The sequence below is a fragment of the Streptomyces sp. NPDC103540 genome, from assembly GCF_055584445.1.
On sequence record NZ_JBVJMA010000006.1, the window covers coordinates 240,500 to 259,515 of the forward strand.

At 71.1% G+C, this 19,016-nt stretch carries 13 protein-coding genes; 7 read left to right on the forward strand and 6 right to left on the reverse strand.

The features are described from left to right. Positions 1–4 precede the first annotated feature (4 nt). Positions 5–2,047, reverse strand: a complete 2,043-nt coding sequence (locus ACZ6ZI_RS16860; protein WP_469521101.1) for a serine/threonine protein kinase — start codon at positions 2,045–2,047, stop codon at positions 5–7. A gap of 419 nt (positions 2,048–2,466) precedes the next feature. Continuing rightward, entirely contained in the window at positions 2,467–3,243 is a 777-nt protein-coding gene (locus ACZ6ZI_RS16865; protein ID WP_469521104.1) for a hypothetical protein, read from the reverse strand. A gap of 98 nt (positions 3,244–3,341) precedes the next feature. Here ACZ6ZI_RS16865 and ACZ6ZI_RS16870 point away from each other — a divergent pair, with 98 nt between their 5' ends. Next, positions 3,342–3,578: a hypothetical protein gene (locus ACZ6ZI_RS16870; protein WP_469521106.1), complete on the forward strand. Its 237-nt coding sequence runs from the start codon at positions 3,342–3,344 to the stop codon at positions 3,576–3,578. A 375-nt stretch (positions 3,579–3,953) separates the two neighbouring features. On the opposite strand, the gene ACZ6ZI_RS16875 is transcribed toward ACZ6ZI_RS16870, so the two are convergent. The 3 genes from ACZ6ZI_RS16875 to ACZ6ZI_RS16885 form a co-directional block, all read right to left on the reverse strand. Continuing rightward, positions 3,954–5,501: a fused MFS/spermidine synthase gene (locus ACZ6ZI_RS16875; RefSeq protein ID WP_469521109.1), complete on the reverse strand. Its 1,548-nt coding sequence runs from the start codon at positions 5,499–5,501 to the stop codon at positions 3,954–3,956. 66 nt (positions 5,502–5,567) lie between these two features. Continuing rightward, complete coding sequence (locus ACZ6ZI_RS16880; protein WP_469521112.1) at positions 5,568–6,284, reverse strand: hypothetical protein; 717 nt, start codon at positions 6,282–6,284, stop codon at positions 5,568–5,570. A 1-nt stretch (position 6,285) separates the two neighbouring features. Beyond that, positions 6,286–6,471 (reverse strand): hypothetical protein, encoded by a 186-nt coding sequence (locus tag ACZ6ZI_RS16885; protein WP_363054946.1) that lies wholly within the window; start codon positions 6,469–6,471, stop codon positions 6,286–6,288. Between the two features lie 409 nt (positions 6,472–6,880). Between ACZ6ZI_RS16885 and ACZ6ZI_RS16890 the strand changes: the two genes are divergently transcribed. Next, positions 6,881–7,228, forward strand: coding sequence for a hypothetical protein (locus ACZ6ZI_RS16890; RefSeq protein ID WP_469521115.1), 348 nt, complete (start codon positions 6,881–6,883; stop codon positions 7,226–7,228). A gap of 40 nt (positions 7,229–7,268) precedes the next feature. Beyond that, positions 7,269–9,266 carry a DNA helicase RecQ gene (gene recQ, locus ACZ6ZI_RS16895; protein ID WP_469521116.1) on the forward strand — a complete coding sequence of 666 codons (1,998 nt, stop codon included), beginning with the start codon at positions 7,269–7,271 and terminating at the stop codon, positions 9,264–9,266. Positions 9,267–9,369: 103 nt separating this feature from the next. Here the strand turns inward: recQ and ACZ6ZI_RS16900 are convergent, their stop codons facing one another. Beyond that, positions 9,370–10,044 (reverse strand): hypothetical protein, encoded by a 675-nt coding sequence (locus ACZ6ZI_RS16900; RefSeq protein ID WP_469521118.1) that lies wholly within the window; start codon positions 10,042–10,044, stop codon positions 9,370–9,372. 860 nt (positions 10,045–10,904) lie between these two features. Here ACZ6ZI_RS16900 and ACZ6ZI_RS16905 point away from each other — a divergent pair. The 4 genes from ACZ6ZI_RS16905 to ACZ6ZI_RS16920 all read left to right on the forward strand — a co-directional run bounded on the left by ACZ6ZI_RS16905 (position 10,905) and on the right by ACZ6ZI_RS16920 (position 18,902). Continuing rightward, positions 10,905–11,693, forward strand: coding sequence for a helix-turn-helix transcriptional regulator (locus tag ACZ6ZI_RS16905; RefSeq protein ID WP_469521121.1), 789 nt, complete (start codon positions 10,905–10,907; stop codon positions 11,691–11,693). A gap of 282 nt (positions 11,694–11,975) precedes the next feature. Continuing rightward, positions 11,976–15,818 (forward strand): ACP S-malonyltransferase, encoded by a 3,843-nt coding sequence (locus tag ACZ6ZI_RS16910; protein WP_469521124.1) that lies wholly within the window; start codon positions 11,976–11,978, stop codon positions 15,816–15,818. Positions 15,819–16,021: 203 nt separating this feature from the next. Beyond that, positions 16,022–17,509: a hypothetical protein gene (locus tag ACZ6ZI_RS16915; RefSeq protein ID WP_469521126.1), complete on the forward strand. Its 1,488-nt coding sequence runs from the start codon at positions 16,022–16,024 to the stop codon at positions 17,507–17,509. Between the two features lie 163 nt (positions 17,510–17,672). Next, positions 17,673–18,902 (forward strand): MFS transporter, encoded by a 1,230-nt coding sequence (locus ACZ6ZI_RS16920; RefSeq protein WP_469521128.1) that lies wholly within the window; start codon positions 17,673–17,675, stop codon positions 18,900–18,902. Positions 18,903–19,016 lie beyond the last annotated feature (114 nt).

A 19,016-nucleotide genomic window follows, 5' to 3' on the forward strand; every position in this document is an offset into this window, starting at 1 on the left:
CGGCTCACGGAGTGCAGGTGTCGGAACCGATGAACTGGCGGCCATTGGTGTACGCGTTGCGGACGGCGACGGTCCAGCGCGTGTACTTCCAGCTCTTGTTGGTGTTGAACTCCTCCATGAGTTTGCGGCAGAGAGCCTCCTCTACGGCGCCTTTGAGGTTGGACTGAGCGGCGCGGCTGGCGAAACGGTTGTTGGGGTCGTCGGTCCATACGTACGCGGCGTTTTCGACGGGATCGAAGCCCAGGTTGATACCGTCGCCTGTGCTGAGGGGGGCTTCGTTCGTCTCTGGGGTGTTGGCGTTCCAGGTGGTGGTGATGGCTTTGACCGTGGCGTCGGCGACGCGGATCTCTACCTTGTCGCTGCTGGGGAGTTCCGCGGTTGCCATGCCGGATTCGTCGCCGTGCCATTGGCCGGCGATCTCGGTAAGGCAGCCCTTGGTGGCCTCTCCGTAGCCGAGCGCGGCTGCCTCGGTGTCACCGTCGGATGTCTTCCAGTGGATGGAGAAGCGGCCGTAGGGCCAGGTGGTGGGGTTGTCCTTGAGCTGGTGGGCGAGGGCTGTGCAGGCGGCCATATGCCCAGCCCGGCGAAATACCTCCTGGTAGTTCTCAGGAAGCTGGGGGACCGGTCCGCCGGTCACGATCACTGTCTGCGCGCGCAGGTTGAACGTGATCGTGGGCTTCATGAAGTCCATGTCCTTGGTGGCCAGCATGGATGTCATGTGGTCGCGGATTGCCTGCTCGGCCTCCTGTTCCTGGGGAGTGCTGGCGCGCGTGCTGGTCCGCCATGTGTCGGGGTGCGGCTGGGACTCGTCACCGGCTCGGGTGTAGGCGGGGTTGGGTACTCCTGCCAGTGGATTCTTGGGGACCTTGATGGTTCGTGGATCGACCGGAGGCGCGGTCCTGATTTCGCCCGTGGTGGCGGAAGCCGTGGCTGCGGCAGGTCTGCCGGAGGGCGCTGCAGAGCTGACCGTGCCTTTTGAGTTGGCGTCCGGGTCAACCTGGCCCTTGGAGTCGAAGGCCACGATGCCGCCCGCGACGGCAGCGCCGGCGGCCGCTGCGGCAACGAGGACGATGAGCGTGCGCTTGCGGGCCGACGCGGCAGGAGCCTGCCAGGCGGGGTCCTCCGCGCCGGGCACGTGCCACTCGGTGGCCACGAAGTCGCGGACCGTGGTCGGTTCCAGCCCTGCGTCGACGGTAACTACCTGGGTTGTCTGAGCGGAGAGGAGGTGGGCACACTCCTCCGCTGCCGAGTAGGCGGTGATCCGCTCGCCGGGGTCTTTCGTGAGTGCCTTCTCCACGGTTCCGCGCAGTCCCTCGGGGAAGCCGTCGAGGTCTGGTTCGGCGGACATGATGCGGTAGGCGACCACGTCGGGGGATCCTGTGCCGAACGGCAGGCGGCCGGTGGCGGCGTATGCGACGAGAGCTCCCCAGGCGAACAGGTCGCCTTCGGGGCCAGTGGTGCCGGTGCGGTAGTGCTCGGGGCTGATCCATCCAGGGGTGCCAGTCATCACGCCGGTTCGGGTGACGGACGTGCCGTCTGCGGCGTGGGCGATGCCGAAGTCCAGTACGCGGGGCCCGGCGGGGTTGAGGATGACGTTCTGCGGTTTGACGTCCCGGTGAACGACGCCGGCGGCATGGATGGCCGCGAGGGCCTGGGCGGTGCCAGTGGCGAAGGCGTAGAGGGTGCCGCCGGTGAGCGGACCGTGGGCGGTCAGGTGCTGGTTGAGGGTCAGGCCCGGGATGTAGGTGGTGGCCAGCCACGGGGTCTCGGCGTCGGGGTCGGCCGAGAGCACGGGTACCAGGCACGGCCCTTGGACGCGGGCGGAGAGCTGGACCTCACGGCGAAAGCGGGCGCGGAACTCGGGGTCCTCGGCCTGCGCGGCGTTGACGACCTTGACGGCGACCCGCAGTCCGATCGGATCGAGGCCCGCGTGAACCGTACCCATGCCGCCCGAGCCAAGGCGGCCGATGATCCGGTAAGGGCCGACCCGCTTAGGGTCACCAGAACGAGCAGGCTGCACCCGCCCGCCAGCACGAGCACTGCTCACTGGGCGTCCGTTCCTCTTCTGCGATGGAGCGCGATGAGGCTGGACGCACCCATCAGAAGAGTCCCCCAAGCCTGGAAACTGGATGGTATCTGCAGACCGCCGCAACGAGGGGTGCCAGCTCGAGGATTGGTCGAAGCGCCTACGCCTGGCGGTGGTCGACAGGGTGGAGTGCCGCAGGGTCTCGGAGGCGACGGGGAGGGGGACGCCGGCGGTGATGGTGGCGGCCAGGTGCCTCAGTTCGTGAACCGTCACCCGCGGTACTCCGGCAGCACGAGCTGGCATCCAGGGCTGCCGGACGGGCTACGACTTCCTGGGCGCTGTTGAGGACACTGCTTCGTACAACGAGGTAGCGCTCGGCGCGTGGGCTTCGGAGGACACCTTGGTGATGAAGCCTTATCCGACGCGGTAACCGGCACCGATCAGTCGGTCAGCCGGCACACGCGGTCGTCATCCGTCACCTCGTAGACGTCGATGCGCAGGAGCTGTCGGACGTGGGCCGGGACGCGTGCGGCGGCCTTGAGGGAGGAGGACGGCACGACGAGGGCGTAGCGCGTGTGCGGGTCCTGGCTCGTCATGCGGCGCAGCAGTTGGCCATAGGCGATGTCGGCGTCGACGCCTTTCTCGCTGGTGCGGCCCTTGGCCTCGCAGATCAGCCGTTCCCGGCCGCGTACGGCCTCCAGGTCGGTCCACCGGTCCGTGGGATCGATGGGTGCCCAGCCTTCGGCCAGTAGCCAGGTGCGGAAGGTGTCGGTGACCCGGTCCTCGTCACTGGCGCGGGCCAGGATCTTCTTCAGTGCCTCCAGGTCGGCCGTTTCGTTGCGGCGCAGTCGTCCGCGGCCGTCCGCATCCAGGTCGGCGGGGCGGATGAGGACCAGGCGCAGCCCGTGTGCGGGGATCTGCTCTTCGCGCCGGGCGTCGTACAGGGCGCGCTGTTCGCCGCGGTGCACACCGCTGACGGTGAGGCGGTTCGGCTTGTCGAAGTGGGGCATCGGCTGGTCGTGCTGCAGTTCGCGGTACTCGACCACCAGCTGATGGCCCGGCCAATAGGCGTCGACCGGCAGTTGGACTCGTCGGCCGCCTGATCCGGGATCTCCGAGCAGCCAGTCGAACCTGTGCTGCGTCAGGGCGTTCTCCCGGAGGATCCGCTCACACAACCCGACGACGTACGCCTCATCGCTGACGTCTCTCGTTGCCATGACCGAGCATCCTGCCACCCCCATGGAGCAACTGCACCGGGCTGGCGAACCCGAGCCTCGTCGCGCAGAAGGCCGGCAACGGCAAACAGGCCGTCGGCTTGGCGGTCAACGCCCTGGAGGGTGGAGGGCGTGGTGAGGCCGGCCAGCTCGACGACGATCGCACCTACCGCGCTCCTGTCGAACCGGATGCCCTGATTAAGCAGCTGGACGAGTTCGTGGACTGGGAGCCCGGCGGGCACGAGGACTGCGACTGGGACGGCTCCTGGCGTTGGTATGAGGTCATCCGCGACCTGCGGCGCCGAGCCGAACGGACGCGGCGTCACCCCGCTCCCTGAGCCGCTTTCCACGTGGCGCCCGTCTGTGACGGGGTCGGGCCCGAGGGCCAGGTGGCGCCCCTTGGGGACCAGTTGGGGACCAGCGCCCATGTTGATGGGCGCACAGCACGTATGGATGTGCACGCTGTGCATCCTCAGATTGCGGCATATGTCATGAATTTCCCTCCGACCCATCGATCTGGGGGTCAAGGGGCCGCAGGTTCAAATCCTGTCGTCCCGACTGTGCTTCACGCACGTCGGAGGCCGTTCTCTCATTCGTGAGAGGGCGGCCTTTTCCGTGTCCGGAAACGGTGCGGTCGGGGTCGTCCGCTGTCGTGAATTCCGGCGGGCGCGTACGGCGGTTGTCGCCGCCTCCCGGCCCGCCGGGCGGGGTGGTCAGTGGGCGGTCGGGCGGCTGTAGGGCGTCAGGAGCTGGTCGACGGGGGCGTGGTCGTCGGTGAGCGGGCGGGCGTCGCCGATCCAGGCGGTGAGGGTGTCGCCGGTGGCGATCCGCCAGCCGGAGCCGCGGGCGTCCAGCTCCCGCTGGGTCGCGGCGGGGTCGAGGGGGCGGTCGGAGGCGAGCAGCACCAGGTTGCCGCCCCGCGGCCGGGAGCTCGGGTCGAGGCCGATGTCGGAGGGCGCGCCGACGAGGGCGACGTGCTCGAACGTCTCGGCGAGGGTGGCCGCTTCGGCGCGGGCGAAGGCCAGCTCGCCGTGGTCGATGAGGTTGGCGACGTACAGGCCGTCGTCGGAGAGCACCCGCCGCACGTCGGCCATCGCCTCCGCCGTGGTGAGGTGCCAGGGCACGCTGACGCCACCGAAGGCGTCGCCGACGACGAGGTCGAGGCCGGCGGTGTCGAGGCGTCGCAGGCCGAGCCGGCCGTCCTCCACACGGACGTCGATGCCGGCCCCGGGCTTCAGCCCCAGTCGGTCGCGGTCGATGCGCACGACCCCGCTGTCGATCTCGGAGACCGCGCTGCGCGTCCCGGGTCGCGTCGCCGCGAGGTAGCGGGGATAGGTGAGCCCGCCGCCGCCCAGGTGGTGGGCGGCCAGCGCCCTGTCCTTGGGGAAGGCGGCGTCGACCACCGCGGCGATGGCCCGTACGTAGGCGAATTCGAGGGTGGTGGGGTCCTCGACGTCGACGTAGGAGTGCCGCACGCCGTCCAGGAGGAGCGTGCGGCCGCCGTCGCGGTCGGGATCGGCGACGACGCGCGCGCAGTGGTAGCGGGTCTCGGTGTCGCAGGCACCGGGCGCGACCGTGGAGGCCAGCGCGCCGGCGACCACGACGAGGGTGAGGGCCGAGGCACCCTTCCACCCGGTCTTCCCTCCGCGCGTGCGCCACGCGACCAGCGCCGAGCCGATCACCAGCAGGCTCCCCAGGCCGATCAGGATGCCGCTCACCGGCAGCCGCGAGATGAGGACGAAGCCGGTGAGGACCGTGCCGACGATGGCGCCGACGGTGCCGACGCCGGACAGCCGGCCGACCACCGTCCCGGTCTCGGCCAGGCTGGTCAGGCGCAGCTTGGTGACGAACGGCGTCACCGCCGAGAGCAACGCGCCCGGCACGAGGATGGTCAGGGACGCGATCAGGAAGAGCAGCGCCGGCGCCCACTCCGCGGTGGTCCGCAGCACGGCCGGGGTGAGCGCCACGACCGCCCCCGACAGCCCGAGCGCGGGCCCGATGAGCCGGCGCGGGTCGACCTGGTCGGCGATCCGTCCGCCCATCCACGAGCCGGCGGCGATCGCGGTGAGGGCGATGCCGATGATCATGGTGCTGGTTTCGAGGGTCAGGCCGAGGTACGGGGCGAGGAGTCGCAGGGCGACGATCTCCACCACCAGCACCGCGGCCGACGATCCGAACACGAGCGCAGCGGCGGTACGGGGCCCCAGGCCGCCGCCCGGGGGCGTGCCCTCGGCGACGGGGGAGGAGGACGATGTGGTCACGCGCGCCATCCTCGCACGCACCTCGACGACGCCCCCCCAAGCCCGGGTGCGGGCCGCCGCCTTGGCTCAGTCCAGGCGGTACGTCATCAGGGCGCCCGCCGGGATCGTGGACAGGCGGCCCGAGGGGATCTGGAGGATCGTCGTGTACGGGAGCGGGGTGCCGTCGCGGGTGGGGTTCAGGGCGGCGCAGCCCGAGGCGCAGGTTCCCGGGTTGCGGACGTGCAGGAGGCGGCTGTCGGAGCCCACGAAGGCGTAGTCGAGGCTGCCGCCGCTGCCGTTGACCCGGAACGTCGAGGTGGACGGCAGCCGCATGTGGTAACCGACGCCCTCGGCGCCGCGTTCGCGGATCTGGGTGCGCCCCACCCCGGTGAACTCGACCTCGTTCTTCGGGGTTTCCACCCACACCACCCGAAACAGCGGGGCGCCGTTCGCGTACAGGGTGGCGGTCGGGTACGCCGACAGGTCGGTCGGGGCCTTCGTGCGCGTCGGCGACGGGCCGCGGCTCGGCGTGCGGGTGGGTGTCCGGCCGGTCGTGGCGGTGCGCGTCCTCGTCGGCGTCGGCGAGGAGGTCCGTGACGCGGAGTCGGAGGGGGAGGGGGTGTCCGACGGTGTCTTCGTCGGGTCCGGGGTGCGGCCCCCTCCGTTGTCGCCGTGGTCGTTGCCGCACTCCGCGGTGTCGCCGCAGTTGACGTTGGTGCCGCCCTGCTGGTGGTACTCGTTCGAGGTGCAGCCGGCGGTGAGCAGCAGGGCGGCGACCACCCCCGCGCACAGGAGCCGCGACAACCTAGCGGAGCCCGTTCCCGCAGTCGGCGTCGTCGCCACAGACAACGTTGATCTCCCCCCGTTGGTCGATGGACGGTCCGTCGGACTTCCCGTTCGAACCGGAGCAGGACGTCACGATGACCGCGGCCACGACCGTGGCCACGGCCGCGATGATCCCGCTGATGACCAGACCCTTGCCCTCGTCCATCGACGCCCCCTCGCGCGTGGCGTCACCGCCGCTCCGCGTCCCCCTCGGCAGGATAGGGGTTCGGGCCCGGCGGGGGGAGGTTTCGGCCAACTCGTTGTGTGACCAATTGGCTTGATCCGCAAGGGAGTTCGGATGCCATGCGGTCGGAGCGGCGGCGCCGCGGGCGGGCGCGTTTGCGGCGGGGGCTCCGGTGCCGCTATAGTCGATCTTGAGCCCGCCGCCCCGCGCAAGCGACGAAGCGGGCCACGCGTTGGTGGTCCAAGGAAAGGCACCCCACTTCCTGTGGGGGGATGCAGGTGCAAGGCCTGCCCAGCGCTCGATCAAAGGCCCCGGCCTCCGCGAGGAGGTCGGGGCCTTCTCGTCGTGCGCGCCGCCCGCCCGGGCGGCGGACGGCGCCGGCGGGTGCCGGGTGCGGACCGATCAGGGGAGCGGCGTGGTGGACGGGGCGCGGGCGCGGTGGATCATCACCGCCGAGAAGGTGACCGAGTACGGCGGCGACGACGGCGGTCACCTGGAGATCGTCCGGGAGCTGGAGGGGACCCGCGAGGAGGTCGAGCGGGCCCTGGAGGAGGCCGCCCGGACCGTCCAGGTGGGCACCTTCTTCCAGGAGCGCCGCCGGCAGGTCTACGGGCAGCTCGACGGTTCGTACCTGGTGCGGAGCACGGGGCGGATGGGGGTCCGGCGCAGCCGGGTCCTGCGCGCCGGCCGGCTGGTGTGGGACTCCGAGGGCCAGGGGAGGACCGGGGACGGACGGTAGTCCGGTCGGGGGTGTCGGCGGGCGGCGCTAGGCTTCTCCAATGGCCCTTTCGGACGCGTCCCCCGAGATCGCCGATGCTCTGCGGGTGCTCCACCGCGTCTTCGGCTACGACTCCTTCCGCGGTGAGCAGCAGCAGATCATCGAGCAGGTCGTGGGCGGCGGTGACGCCCTCGTGCTCATGCCGACCGGCGGCGGCAAGTCGCTCTGCTACCAGATCCCCGCCCTGGTCAGAGCCGGTACCGGCGTGGTGATCTCGCCGCTGATCGCGCTGATGCAGGACCAGGTGGACGCGCTCACCGCGCTCGGGGTGCGGGCCGGGTTCCTCAATTCCACGCAGGACCCGTACGAGCGCCAGGCCGTGGAGCAGGCGTTCGTCGCGGGTGAGCTGGACCTGCTCTACCTGGCGCCCGAGCGGCTGCGCACGGAGGGCACCCAGCGGCTCCTGGACCGGGGCGAGGTCTCGCTCTTCGCGATCGACGAGGCGCACTGCGTCGCCCAGTGGGGCCACGACTTCCGGCCCGACTACCTCGCGCTGTCGATGCTGCACGAGCGCTGGCCGAAGGTGCCGCGGATCGCGCTGACCGCGACGGCCACCGAGGCCACGCACGCGGAGATCGCGGCGCGGCTGGGGCTGGAGGAGGCGCGGCACTTCGTCGCGAGCTTCGACCGGCCGAACATCCAGTACCGCATCGTCGCCAAGAACAACCCGCTCAAGCAGCTGCTCGACCTCATCCGCACCGAGCACGACGGGGACGCCGGCGTCGTCTACTGCCTCTCGCGGTCCTCGGTGGAGAAGACCGCCGCCTCCCTGGTGGAGCACGGCATCGACGCCGTGCCCTACCACGCGGGCATGGACGCCCGGACGCGCGCCGCGAACCAGGCCCGGTTCCTGCGCGAGGACGGGGTCGTGGTCGTCGCGACGATCGCCTTCGGCATGGGCATCGACAAGCCGGACGTCCGGTTCGTCGCCCACCTCGACCTGCCGAAGTCGGTCGAGGGCTACTACCAGGAGACCGGTCGCGCGGGCCGTGACGGCGAGCCGGCCACGGCCTGGCTGGCGTACGGGCTCCAGGACGTGGTGCAGCAGCGCAAGCTCATCGAAGGCTCCGAGGGCGACGAGGCGCACCGCCGCGGGTTGGCCGCGCACCTGGACGCCATGCTCGCGCTGTGCGAGACCGTCGAGTGCCGTCGGGTGCGGCTGCTGGCGTACTTCGGGCAGTCGGGCGAGCGGTGCGGCAACTGCGACACGTGCCTGACGCCCACCGAGTCCTGGGACGCGACGGTGGCGGCGCAGAAGCTGCTGTCGACGGTGTGGCGGCTGGCGAAGGAGCGTCGCCAGAAGTTCGGCGCCGGCCAGATCATCGACATCCTCCAGGGCAAGAAGACGGCGAAGGTCATCCAGTTCGACCACGACGGGCTGTCGGTGTTCGGCGTCGGCGCGGACCTGGGCACCGCCGAGTGGCGCGGTGTCGTACGCCAACTGCTCGCGCTGCGGCTGCTGGCCGTGGAGGGCGACTACGGGACGCTCGTCCTGACGGACGGGAGCGGTGAGGTGCTCGCCGGGCGCCGCACCGTCACGATGCGCAAGGAGAAGACGCCGACCCCGTCCCGCAAGGAATCCGGTTCCGGTTCCGGGTCCCGGTCGGGCAAGGGCGCGCGGGTGCCGGTCGACCTGCCGGCTGCGGCCGTGCCGATCTTCGAGGCGCTGCGGGCCTGGCGGGCCGCGACGGCGCGCGAGCAGGGCGTACCGGCGTACGTGGTCTTCCACGACGCGACGCTGCGGGAGATCGCGACGGGACTGCCCGCGACGGTGGCGGAGTTGGGCACGATCGGCGGTGTCGGCGAGGCCAAGCTCGCCAAGTACGGGGAGGGCGTGCTCGCCGCCCTCGCCGAGGTCGCCGCCGGACCGGCGGCGGGCGGGGCCGGCGGTCCGGGCGTGCCGTCGCGTACCGCTGCCGCGCAGGACCACCCGGAGCCACCGTTCGAGGACGAGCCGCCCTTCGACCTGGACGAGATGGATCCCCCGTGGGAGGAGTGAGCCCGCTCCCGACGCGGTGATCCGGGCGGGCCGTGGCGGGGCGGGAGCGGGGCCGCGGGGCTCCGCTCCGTCCCGGCGGTGCGTACGCGGGTCCCGGGTCGCCTCATTCGGGGCCGGGGGCCGCCTCGTAGTGTTCGGAGCGCCGCCTCGCGGTGGTCGGCGAGTCGTCCCCCGCGCCGCCCGGCGGCGCGCAGGGCGAGAACAGCGGATCGTCCAGGACGACGATCCGGTAGCCGGGCCGCCGGGGCTTCGACGCGGGCGGCGTCCGTCTGGGCCCGGCCGCGGACCTGACGGATCGGGCCCGCTGGGCCGCCGCGACCAGGGCGCCCACCAGCGGCGCCTCGGAGCGCAGCCGGTTGAAGCCGCGTACGGAGATGCCGGCCAGCCCCGCGGCCGCCGGCCATGCCGCGCCCTTGCGGATGGCGTTCAGGACGAGTTGGAGCGCGGCGGGTGTCGGCGCCGTGCGCGGGTCGAGGCCGTGGGCCTCGGCCAGGCCCTGGGCCGCGCGGACCGCCGCGGCGAAGCTGGCGTCCATGGCCAGCCACTCCCGCATCGTGCGTTCCGCGACGCCCGCGGCGGCGGCGCACCCGGGGATGGTCAGTCCCTGGGCGGCCCCTCGTACCGCGTCGGCCATGCGGGCCACCGTCTCCTCCCGCTGGCTGGGAGGGCGGTGCAGCGCCTCGCGCAGTGCCCGTTCCGTCTCTTCCTGGCACCCGAACCAGGCCACCACCTCGTCGGCCCAGTCCTCCTGCCGGGTGTGGTGTCGCTTTCCTTGCATCCGTGCCCCCACGTTTAGGTAAGCCTAACCTAAATCATAGGGCCAACAGCTGTCACCCTGCGACGTCCTGTCCGACGTTGTCCCGAATGAGCCCCGACTCAGGGCCGGGTGACGTCCACTCGCCCTCCCGGCTCGAACCGACGCAAAACCGATGGACGGCCGGAAGACGGGCGCATGACGGATGCACGACGAAGCGGGGCGAAACCCTCTCGTCCGACTCGAACTTCGGTCTCGGAGCGGTCAGTAGGCGGCAAGTCGCCCGCCCCCGGACCTGGTTGTGGCAGAGCGCTCTTGACGCCATGGGGCCGGCGCGTGTCAGAGTCGACAAAGTTGCTGTTCAGCGACGTTGCACGGGCCCGCACCACCCGCCGGCCACGGTTCTTCGCGAGCCGGCCGGCATCCGCTTCGCGGAGGTGGGCGGGCCCCGCACGGGGGGCGATGGAGGAAGGCTCGATGAAACATCTCGTCAGTTCCGCACGGCCGGTACGGCAGGGCGCGGCGCCCACCGCCCGTCGACGCCCGGCGTGGCCGCGCAAACCCACGACCTAGCGGGGTGACGCCCGCGCGCGACGGGCCCGTGAACACGTCGGCGCCCCCACGGGGCGACCGGGCCGTCGCACCGGCCGTCGAAGGACGCCGGAACGGGGTCGGGGACGGGGTCGGGGACGGGGTCGGTTCGAGGCCGGGGTCGGGGAACCGGGTCGACCGCCCCTCCGCGAGCCCGCCGCACCGCCACGCCGCCCGCGCACTCCGCGCACCCGCCGACGTACCGACAGCCGGACGCAGGACGAAGCACCCGACCTCCCGGCCCGTCCGATCCATCGGCCGTTCGACCCGCGGCCTTGAAACAAGGAGCAGTCATGAGCGTCACGGCAGAGCCGGTGACCGATCTCCGCAACCTCACTCTTGACGCCCTGCGCGACCAGGCCCAGCAACTCGCCGAAATGGCGGGCAGACTGTTCGAGCAGGAGCGCACCACCCCGGTGAACCAGGCCGGAGCAGGCGACCGTCCGGCCGCGAGCACCGAATCGGTCGCCGCCCACATCGTCCACCAGGCGGGGCATCGGGCGGTCATCGCCCAGTCGAGCTACTCCACGGGACCCTACGAATACGGCGACCTGCTGCTGAACAAACTGCACGCCCAACTCCTCGCCCGGGGCAGCGAGGTCCGCATGATCCTGCCGACCCGGGTCCTCGGGGACGAGGAGGCCTTCGAGCAGCTCTGCGAGCTCTCGCACCTGGGTGCCGAGATCCGGCTCTCGCCCCACGAACTGCCCACCGCCACGGTCTTCGACGGACGCCTCGCGCTCCTCGACGGCGCGGGCGGCGGCCCCTCCCATGAGATGGCCGTCGTCCGCGACCTGGACACGGCCAAGGCGATGGCCGTGCTGCACACCGCCGTCTGGGACGCGGCCGTCGACCTGACCGCCGTCGGCGGCGGCTGGACGGAGGGCGAGAACTCCCTGCGCGTGCTCAAGTCGCTCAGCCTGGGCCAGACCGACGAGGTGGCGGCCCGCGAACTCGGGCTGTCGGTACGGACCTACCGCAGACACATCGCCTCCCTGATGCACCGTCTGGACGCCACCTCCCGCTTCCAGGCCGGTGTCCGCGCGGCCCAGCTCGGACTCATCGACTGCTCCACCCCCTGACGCCGGCCGGCGGCGGACCGCCGACCGGTGCGAAAGCGCAGGCGAAAGGGCAGGCGAAAGGGCCTTTGCCCACCCGGTACACGGGTGGGCGGGGGCCCTTTCGCCTGTCCTTTCCGCCGGCGGTCGGATGTCAACAAGCTGCCAACGTGCCACCGAAATGGCACATTCATGCGGCGCCGGCCCACGCCCCCTTCCCGCTGCCTACGCTCGAAGAGTGAACGGAGAACGCGACCGAAAGAAGAGAACCGACGGCCGCGAACGAGGACGGGGAGGAAGTCGAAAATGAAACTCGACGGAATGCGCGCGGGATTATCCGGAGTCACGACCGGCGAGCGCTCCTCGAATATCGCAAGAATCGACGGACCGCCCGCCACGGCCGTCGCGGACACCGGACGCCGCGCCGGCGTCGTCGGCTTCTTCCCCGGGCTCGGCAGCCGGGCCGCCTACCGCGACCTCGGCCGCCTCCTCCTGGACAGCGGCATGCCGGAGGTCGCCGGGATCTACGCGGACGGCGCCCGGGCCCTGGGCCTGCCGGGCCGCCCCGACCGGCTGCTGACCGCCTCCGAGAACATGCCCGAGGGGAAGCTGGAGCAGCAGGGGTTCATCGGCGCCGCGTTCACGGTGCACAACCTGGCCCTCCACGCCCACCTGCGCGCCTCGGCGGCCCGCGCCGGTCGGCCGCTGACCTTCGCGGCCTACACCGGAGAGAGCTTCGGCGTCCTGGCCTCCGCCGTGGCCAGTGGCTCCCTCTCGGTCGCCGACGGCGTCCGGATCGCCCGCGCCTTCACGCCGCTGATGCTGCTGGCCGCCTCGGGCGAGACCTCCACCGACGCCATCGCCCGCGAGCTGGCCCCCTACCTCCCCGGCCGCACCCGCGGCGAGCCGCTCGTCCCCGAGCCCTCCCACGTGGTGGCCCTCAGGGGCGCGCCCGAGGCCCTCGCCGAGGTCCTCGACGTCCTGTCGGCCGCCGTCTCGACCCTGGACGTGGAGGTCCACAAGCTCTACTCCCCGCGGCAGGTGAACGTCTACGTCCGTGCCGGCGCCAAAGCGCACTTCGACCGGTTCCTGAAGGACTTCCCGGCCGTCGCCTCGGAGGAGCTGAAGGACCCGACCGTATTCCTGGCCCATTCCGCACGGATGCGACCCGTCCGCCGCGCCCTGGCTCGTTTCATCGAGGAGAACGTCATCATTTTCAAGCACCCTCACACCCCGGTGGTCTCCAACAGCGACGCGGGTCTGCTCACCACGGGCGAGGAAATCAGGGACGCGGTCCTGGCGATGACCGACGAGGTCATGGCCTCCCGGCGGACCGCCGAGGTCCTGGAAAGCCTCGACCCCGAAATGATCCTGGAATTCGGACTCGGCAACAAATCCCTGCAACTGTTGGCCGACAACAACGTGGAGGCGCCCGCCATGCCCTACACCGGTGAATTCTCCGAGACCGACCTGCTCATCGGCTCCGTGCGCCTCATGAACGGTCTGACCGGGGAGTTGGACCGGCTGCGCGCCGCCGGCGGCCCCCTGGAGGAACAGCACTACGACACGCTCCGCAGCCTCTTCCGGATGGCCTCGACGAGCCCCTTCTTCGACAAGTACCTCTACCGCACCATGAGTCGGGTCATCACCCGGGAGATGCTGCATTCCGAACGCGACGGCTCACCGGCGTTCCACCGGTTCCTGGAGGTCTTCCAACACACCTCCAACCACCGCGACTCCGTCGACCTCGACGGCGGCGAACTCGTCCTCCAGGCCCGCCTGAAGAAGCGCATCAGCGGTCCCGCCGACGCCCTGGGCCAGGCCTACACCGAGATCGTGGTCCTCGACGCGCGGGGCCGGGTCTCGCAGCGGGAGTCGACCGACGTCGAGGAACCCGAGGTGGTGGTCTTCCACTTCGCCCGGCCCGACGACGGGACGACCGGAGCCCTCGAACCGGCCGTCGCCACCCGGACGTTGCTGGACACGCACCCCGACACGGAGACCGAGACCGTCCCGGACCGGGACCCCGACGGCGCCCCCTACGCGGACCGGGCGGCGGCGGAGCGGATCGCCTACCACCACACCCTCTTCCGCATGCTCCGCCGGCACCGTCCGGCCCTCTTCGCCCAGAGCGACTTCTTCCTGGAGGGCCGCGACCCGGAGGGCTGGCTCGTCGCCCTCGCCGCGTCCGGAGCCGTCCCGCTGGCCGAGGCGATGGCCGCGGGCAGCGCCCACGCGGCGGCCGGCAACCGCGCGCAGGAGACCCGCGCCGCCCTCCAGCGCCTGCTGTTCACCCTCGACGCCTCCGAGATCCCGCTCATCTCGCCGGAGGGAGTCCCGGTCCAGTCCAAGAAGGACCTGGAGGCCTCCACCCGAGCCGTCTTCCACAACCTCGCGCTGGAATCGCCGATCCGCCGGGTCCACCTCAACGGCCGGTCCCGGATCGTCGCGCTCGGCTCCACCCTCGACCCCGCCGTCGTGGACGCCGGCCCCTTCCGCACCGACGTCATCGACCTCCTCGACCCGTCCGAGGTGTGGGAGCGCCGCACCAACCCCGCCCTCGACGCCTTCGAGGACCGCTCGATCCTCAGCCTGACCCCCGAGCACGAGAAGGTGCTCCGCTACGCCCAGGGCCGCCGGCTCCTGCGCAGCACGGTGTACGCCTACGTCCACGCGGACGAGGAGATCGTGGGCTTCGGCGCCGGCGGCAGCGAGTCCATGACGATCTTCATCAAGCGGGAGGGTGACGCGGAGATCACCGTCCGCAAGATCCTCAGTGAGGCCCTGACCACGGCCCACTGGGACCCGGACGGCGAGGGCGTCATGCTGCCGCCCTTCGCCAAGGCCAGGAAGCAGGCGGAGTACCTCCAGGCCCTGCCGGACTCCGTTCGCCGCAACTTCCCCGAGGTCGGCGAGATCCTGGAGCGGGACATCCCCATCCCCGCGCACCTCCAGAAGGACGGTCGGACCATGGACCGGGAGGTCATCTACGAGATGAGCTACGTGAAGGGCGAGGAGGTCAGCCGGTTCGTCGAGAAGCACTCCCCGCCGCCGGCCGTGATCGCGCGCCTCTACGAGCAGATCTTCCGGGTCCTCAACGAGCAGGTGCACTCCGTCGGCCGGGTCCCCGCCCCGGGGGAGACGGTGGACATCTCCTACTTCCAGAAGATCGAGCACCGGCTCGCCCTCAGCCGCGAGACCGCCCCGGTGACCTTCGGGCCGGACCTGCTCGACACCCCGACCATCGTCATCAACGGCGTCACCTACCTGAACGCGCCGACGCTGCTGGAGCGCTTCCGGGAGCACCCGGAGTACCTGGAGGTCCTGGAGCCGCGGTTCCACTCCCTGGTCATGGGTGACACGAACACCGAGAACATCAAGATGGCCGACCCGGCTCCGCTGCTGCACGCCCAGCGCCTGATCGAGGCGGGCGCCCCGCGGGCCGCGGTGGACGCGGCGCTGGACGCCATCACCCCCGAGTCCCTGGGCATCCAGTTCCTGGACCCGCGGGCCATCGGCTTCAAGACCGACGGCGCCGACACCCGCGACGACTCGATGTACGACAACAAGCCCTGGCACAACTCGATCGGCCACTACGACGAGATCCACTTCGAGCGCTTCAAGCTCCGGGTCCGCACCGGCCGCGGTCGCGCCCCGAACGTCGAGATCGAGTTCGACGAGGGGAACCCGTACGCCGACGCGTACCGGGTCCGGGACGTGACGGCCTCGGGCGAGCAGATCGACACCACGGCCGAGCCGCGCGGGATGGAGGACTGGTTCGCCCCCGTGATGACCGCGGTGTACGGCCTGGACGACCCCATGTCGCGCAACGTGCGGGAGGACCCGTACTGGCTCATCCGGTTCGTCTTCATGATGGGCAGCCACTTCACCGCGATGCCGCCCTTCCACTTCCAGGCGGAGCTGGACGGCACGCTGACGGACACCTACCAGACCCAGCGCCGGCCCGTGGCGATCTACTGCGAGGGCATCAAGTGGCTGAACTGGGCGCTGGAGATGCTGGAGGGCGACCGGGACGAGTTCCTCGGCCTGACGGTTCCGCCGCTGCCCTACGTCACCCGTGGCCACGCGCTGGTCGGCCTGCGGTTCGGGGGCTCCGGATTCGACCGCGGAGCGGCCGCCGCCGCGTAGCCGCGGGCCTTCGGCCCCCCGCCGTCCGCCGCCGCGGAGCCCGCGGCTCCAGCGATGGTCAGGCGGAACCCCAGTATCGACTGCCAGTGTTCCTAGTGGTTTCGGGTCGGCCGCTCACACGGACGGCCCGCGCGGGGAGCGCTGGTCGCCGGTCGGGACACAGTCACAGCCACCCCTGTCCAACCCGCTGGAAGGATCACCCCATGCCCATTGCTTCCACCTCACTGCCGGTGGCGGGCCTGAAGGACCTGCGACACGAGTCCCGGATGATCGCGACTCCGTGGAGCCGGATGGTGCGGGGCATCGGCCTCGGTCAGTACCCCGTGGCCTACGATCCCGCCCTCGCCGCGCAGATCCGTCGGACGTTCGCACTCCTGGCGGAGCGGGTGTCCGCCGCCAACACCTACACCCTGTTCTCCGGGCTCCTGGCGGACCTGATCCTCAAGGTCGAGGACCCCGCCGGCGCCGGTGAGGCCGAGGTCGGCCCGGCGCTCGGACCGATCCTCGACGCGATCCGCTCGGAGGAGAACCTCTACTACCGCCTGATGGCCGGCTGCATCCTGATGGACTCCTTCGCCAAGCTGGGCCTGGACCGGGGATTCCTCGTCAACCAGGAACTGGACTTCCCGGCGGAGATCCTCGCGGTGGCCGACGCGATCCAGCCGGACCGCATCGAGGACGAGAACAGCGGCCGGCACGGCGACTACGAGCGCCTGTCCGCGTACTCGGCGGTCTTCCTCGCCCTCGGCCAACTGGGCCTGAAGGACCGTCTGGTGTCCGGCCCGCGCGACTACGTCACCGAGGCGCTGGACCTGCTGGAGGGGATCCCCGGCCCGTTCTTCCGCGGGCGCGGCGGTTCCATGCTCCTGTCGGTGATCTGCCTGCTCGGCTTCGAGGAGCGGATCTTCGACGGCGAGCGGGACTACATGAGGGAGGTCCTGGACTACCTGGACCGTGCCGACGAGATCGACAACCCGCCGTCCTTCCCGAGCCCGATGACGCCGAGCTTCTCGAAGGTCTATCCCCTCCTCACGATGCTGAACGCGATCGCGATGTCGGGCCGTGAGGAGTACCTGACCCACGGGAGGGACCGGCTCGCCGAAGCGCGGGAGCTGATGGCCGGCATCTCCCCGGTGGAGAGGACCCACATGGGCCTCTACTACCTGATCGCCCTGCACAACCTCGGGCGGCTGGAGCAGGAGGTGCCCGACCTCGACGCCTTCGTGGAGGGCGTGGTGGGTCAGTGGCGGACGGTGGACCCCGGAGCCAACTTCTTCCTCAACGGGATCGCCTACCCCTACATGATCTCGACGGCCATGGTCACCGGCCGCACCGACCTGCTGACGGACGAGGCGCTCGACCGCCTCGTGGACTCCTACCCCGACCTGGAAGGGACGGAGTTGGACCGTGTCAACCGGCCCTACCCGCTGAGCTACGTCCTCAACATGCTCGGCGAGATAGGCGAGTCGCACCGGCTCTTCGAGCCCCGGGCCCGCTACGGGGACCGCTCCGCCATGGAGTGGGTCGTCGACCGGATCTCGAAGGACGGGCGCGAGGAAGGCAACCGGCTCTACATGCTCGACCACTCCCTGGTGGGCTTCGCCCTGCGCATGCGCGGCGCGGGGACGGACGAGACCGAGCTGTTCCAGGACTTCCGCTTCCGCCTCACGGCGCCCCTGGTCCCCCGGTAGGACCCGCGGGGACCGAGAACACCCGTCCGGTACACGGGTGGTGGAGTCCCGGTGGAGCCCCGGTACAGCGAGGAACGGCTACGGCGCTCGCGCCGATAGCCCGCGCATACAATGATTGCAGGCGCCTCATGTCGGCGCCTGCACCGTACTGAAAGGTTTGGACATGCCTATCGGGCTTATCGCCTTAGCACTCGGGGGCTTCGGTATCGGCCTCACCGAGTTCGGGATCGTCGGGCTGCTGCCCGAGGTCGCCGCGGACTTCGGAGTCACCGAATCGGTGGCCGGTTACCTCGTCTCGGGGTACGCGCTCAGCGTGGCCATCGGGGCCGTCGCGCTGACCGCGGCGATCGCCCGGTTCGACCGCAAGAAGGTGCTCCTCTCGCTGATGGTGCTGTTCATCATCGGCAACCTGATCTCCGCGGTCGCGCCGTCGTACTCCCTGCTGATGATCGGCCGTGTCGTCGCGGCCCTGTGCCACGGCGCGTTCTTCGGCGTCGGCGCCGTCGTCGCCGCCGACATGGTCGCTCCCAACCGCAAGGCCGGAGCCATCTCGCTGATGTTCGCCGGCCTCACCGCCGCCAACGTCCTCGGCGTCCCGCTCGGCACCTTCCTCGGCCAGCAGCTCGGATGGCGCTCGACCTTCTGGGCCATCACCGTCATCGGGGTCGTCGCGCTCGCCGGCATCAAGCTCCTCGTCCCGCAGACCGCCCCGCCCGGCCAGGTCAGCCTGCGCGGCGAACTCGGCGCCTTCCGCCGGCCCCAGGTCTGGGTGTCCATCACGCTCAGCATCCTCGCCTTCGGCGGTGTGATCGGCGGCTTCACCTACATCGCCTTCACCCTCACCGAGGTCAGCGGCTTCGCCGCCTCCACCGTCCCGTGGCTGCTGGTCCTCTTCGGCCTCGGCACCTTCGTCGGCAACTTCTACGGCGGCAAGTTCGCCGACCGCGCCCTGAACACCTCGCTCATGGTCAGCCTCGGCCTCCTCGCGGTGGTCCTCGCGGTGTTCGCCCTCACCGCCGAGAGCAAGATCATGACGGTCATCTCCCTGCTCCTCATGGGCACCGTCGGCCTCTCCACCGCGCCCGGCCTCCAGCTGCGCACGATGAAGTACGCCCAGGACGCTCCCACGATGGCCTCCGGCGCCAACATCGCCGCCTTCAACGTGGGCAACGCCCTCGGCGCCTGGGTCGGCGGCCTCGCCATCGGTGCCGGCTACGGTTTCATCTCCCCCCTGTGGGCCGGAGCCGGCGTCACCGTCGCCGGTCTCGTGGTCCTGGCGGCCGGCTCCATCCGCTCCGGCGGCGCCGCCAAGGCCGTCGCCCCGGCCCAGGAACTGCGCGCCGAGCAGTCCGCGCCGGTCGCCCGCGAGCCCGAACGGGCCAAGGCCGCCTGAGCACCACCCGCGCGCGACAGGGCGCCCGGACCGTTCCCCTCGCGGAACGCTCCGGGCGCCCGGTCGTGCGTACGGGCGCGGGCGCGCCCCGGCGGGGCCGGCGGAGCCGGCAGG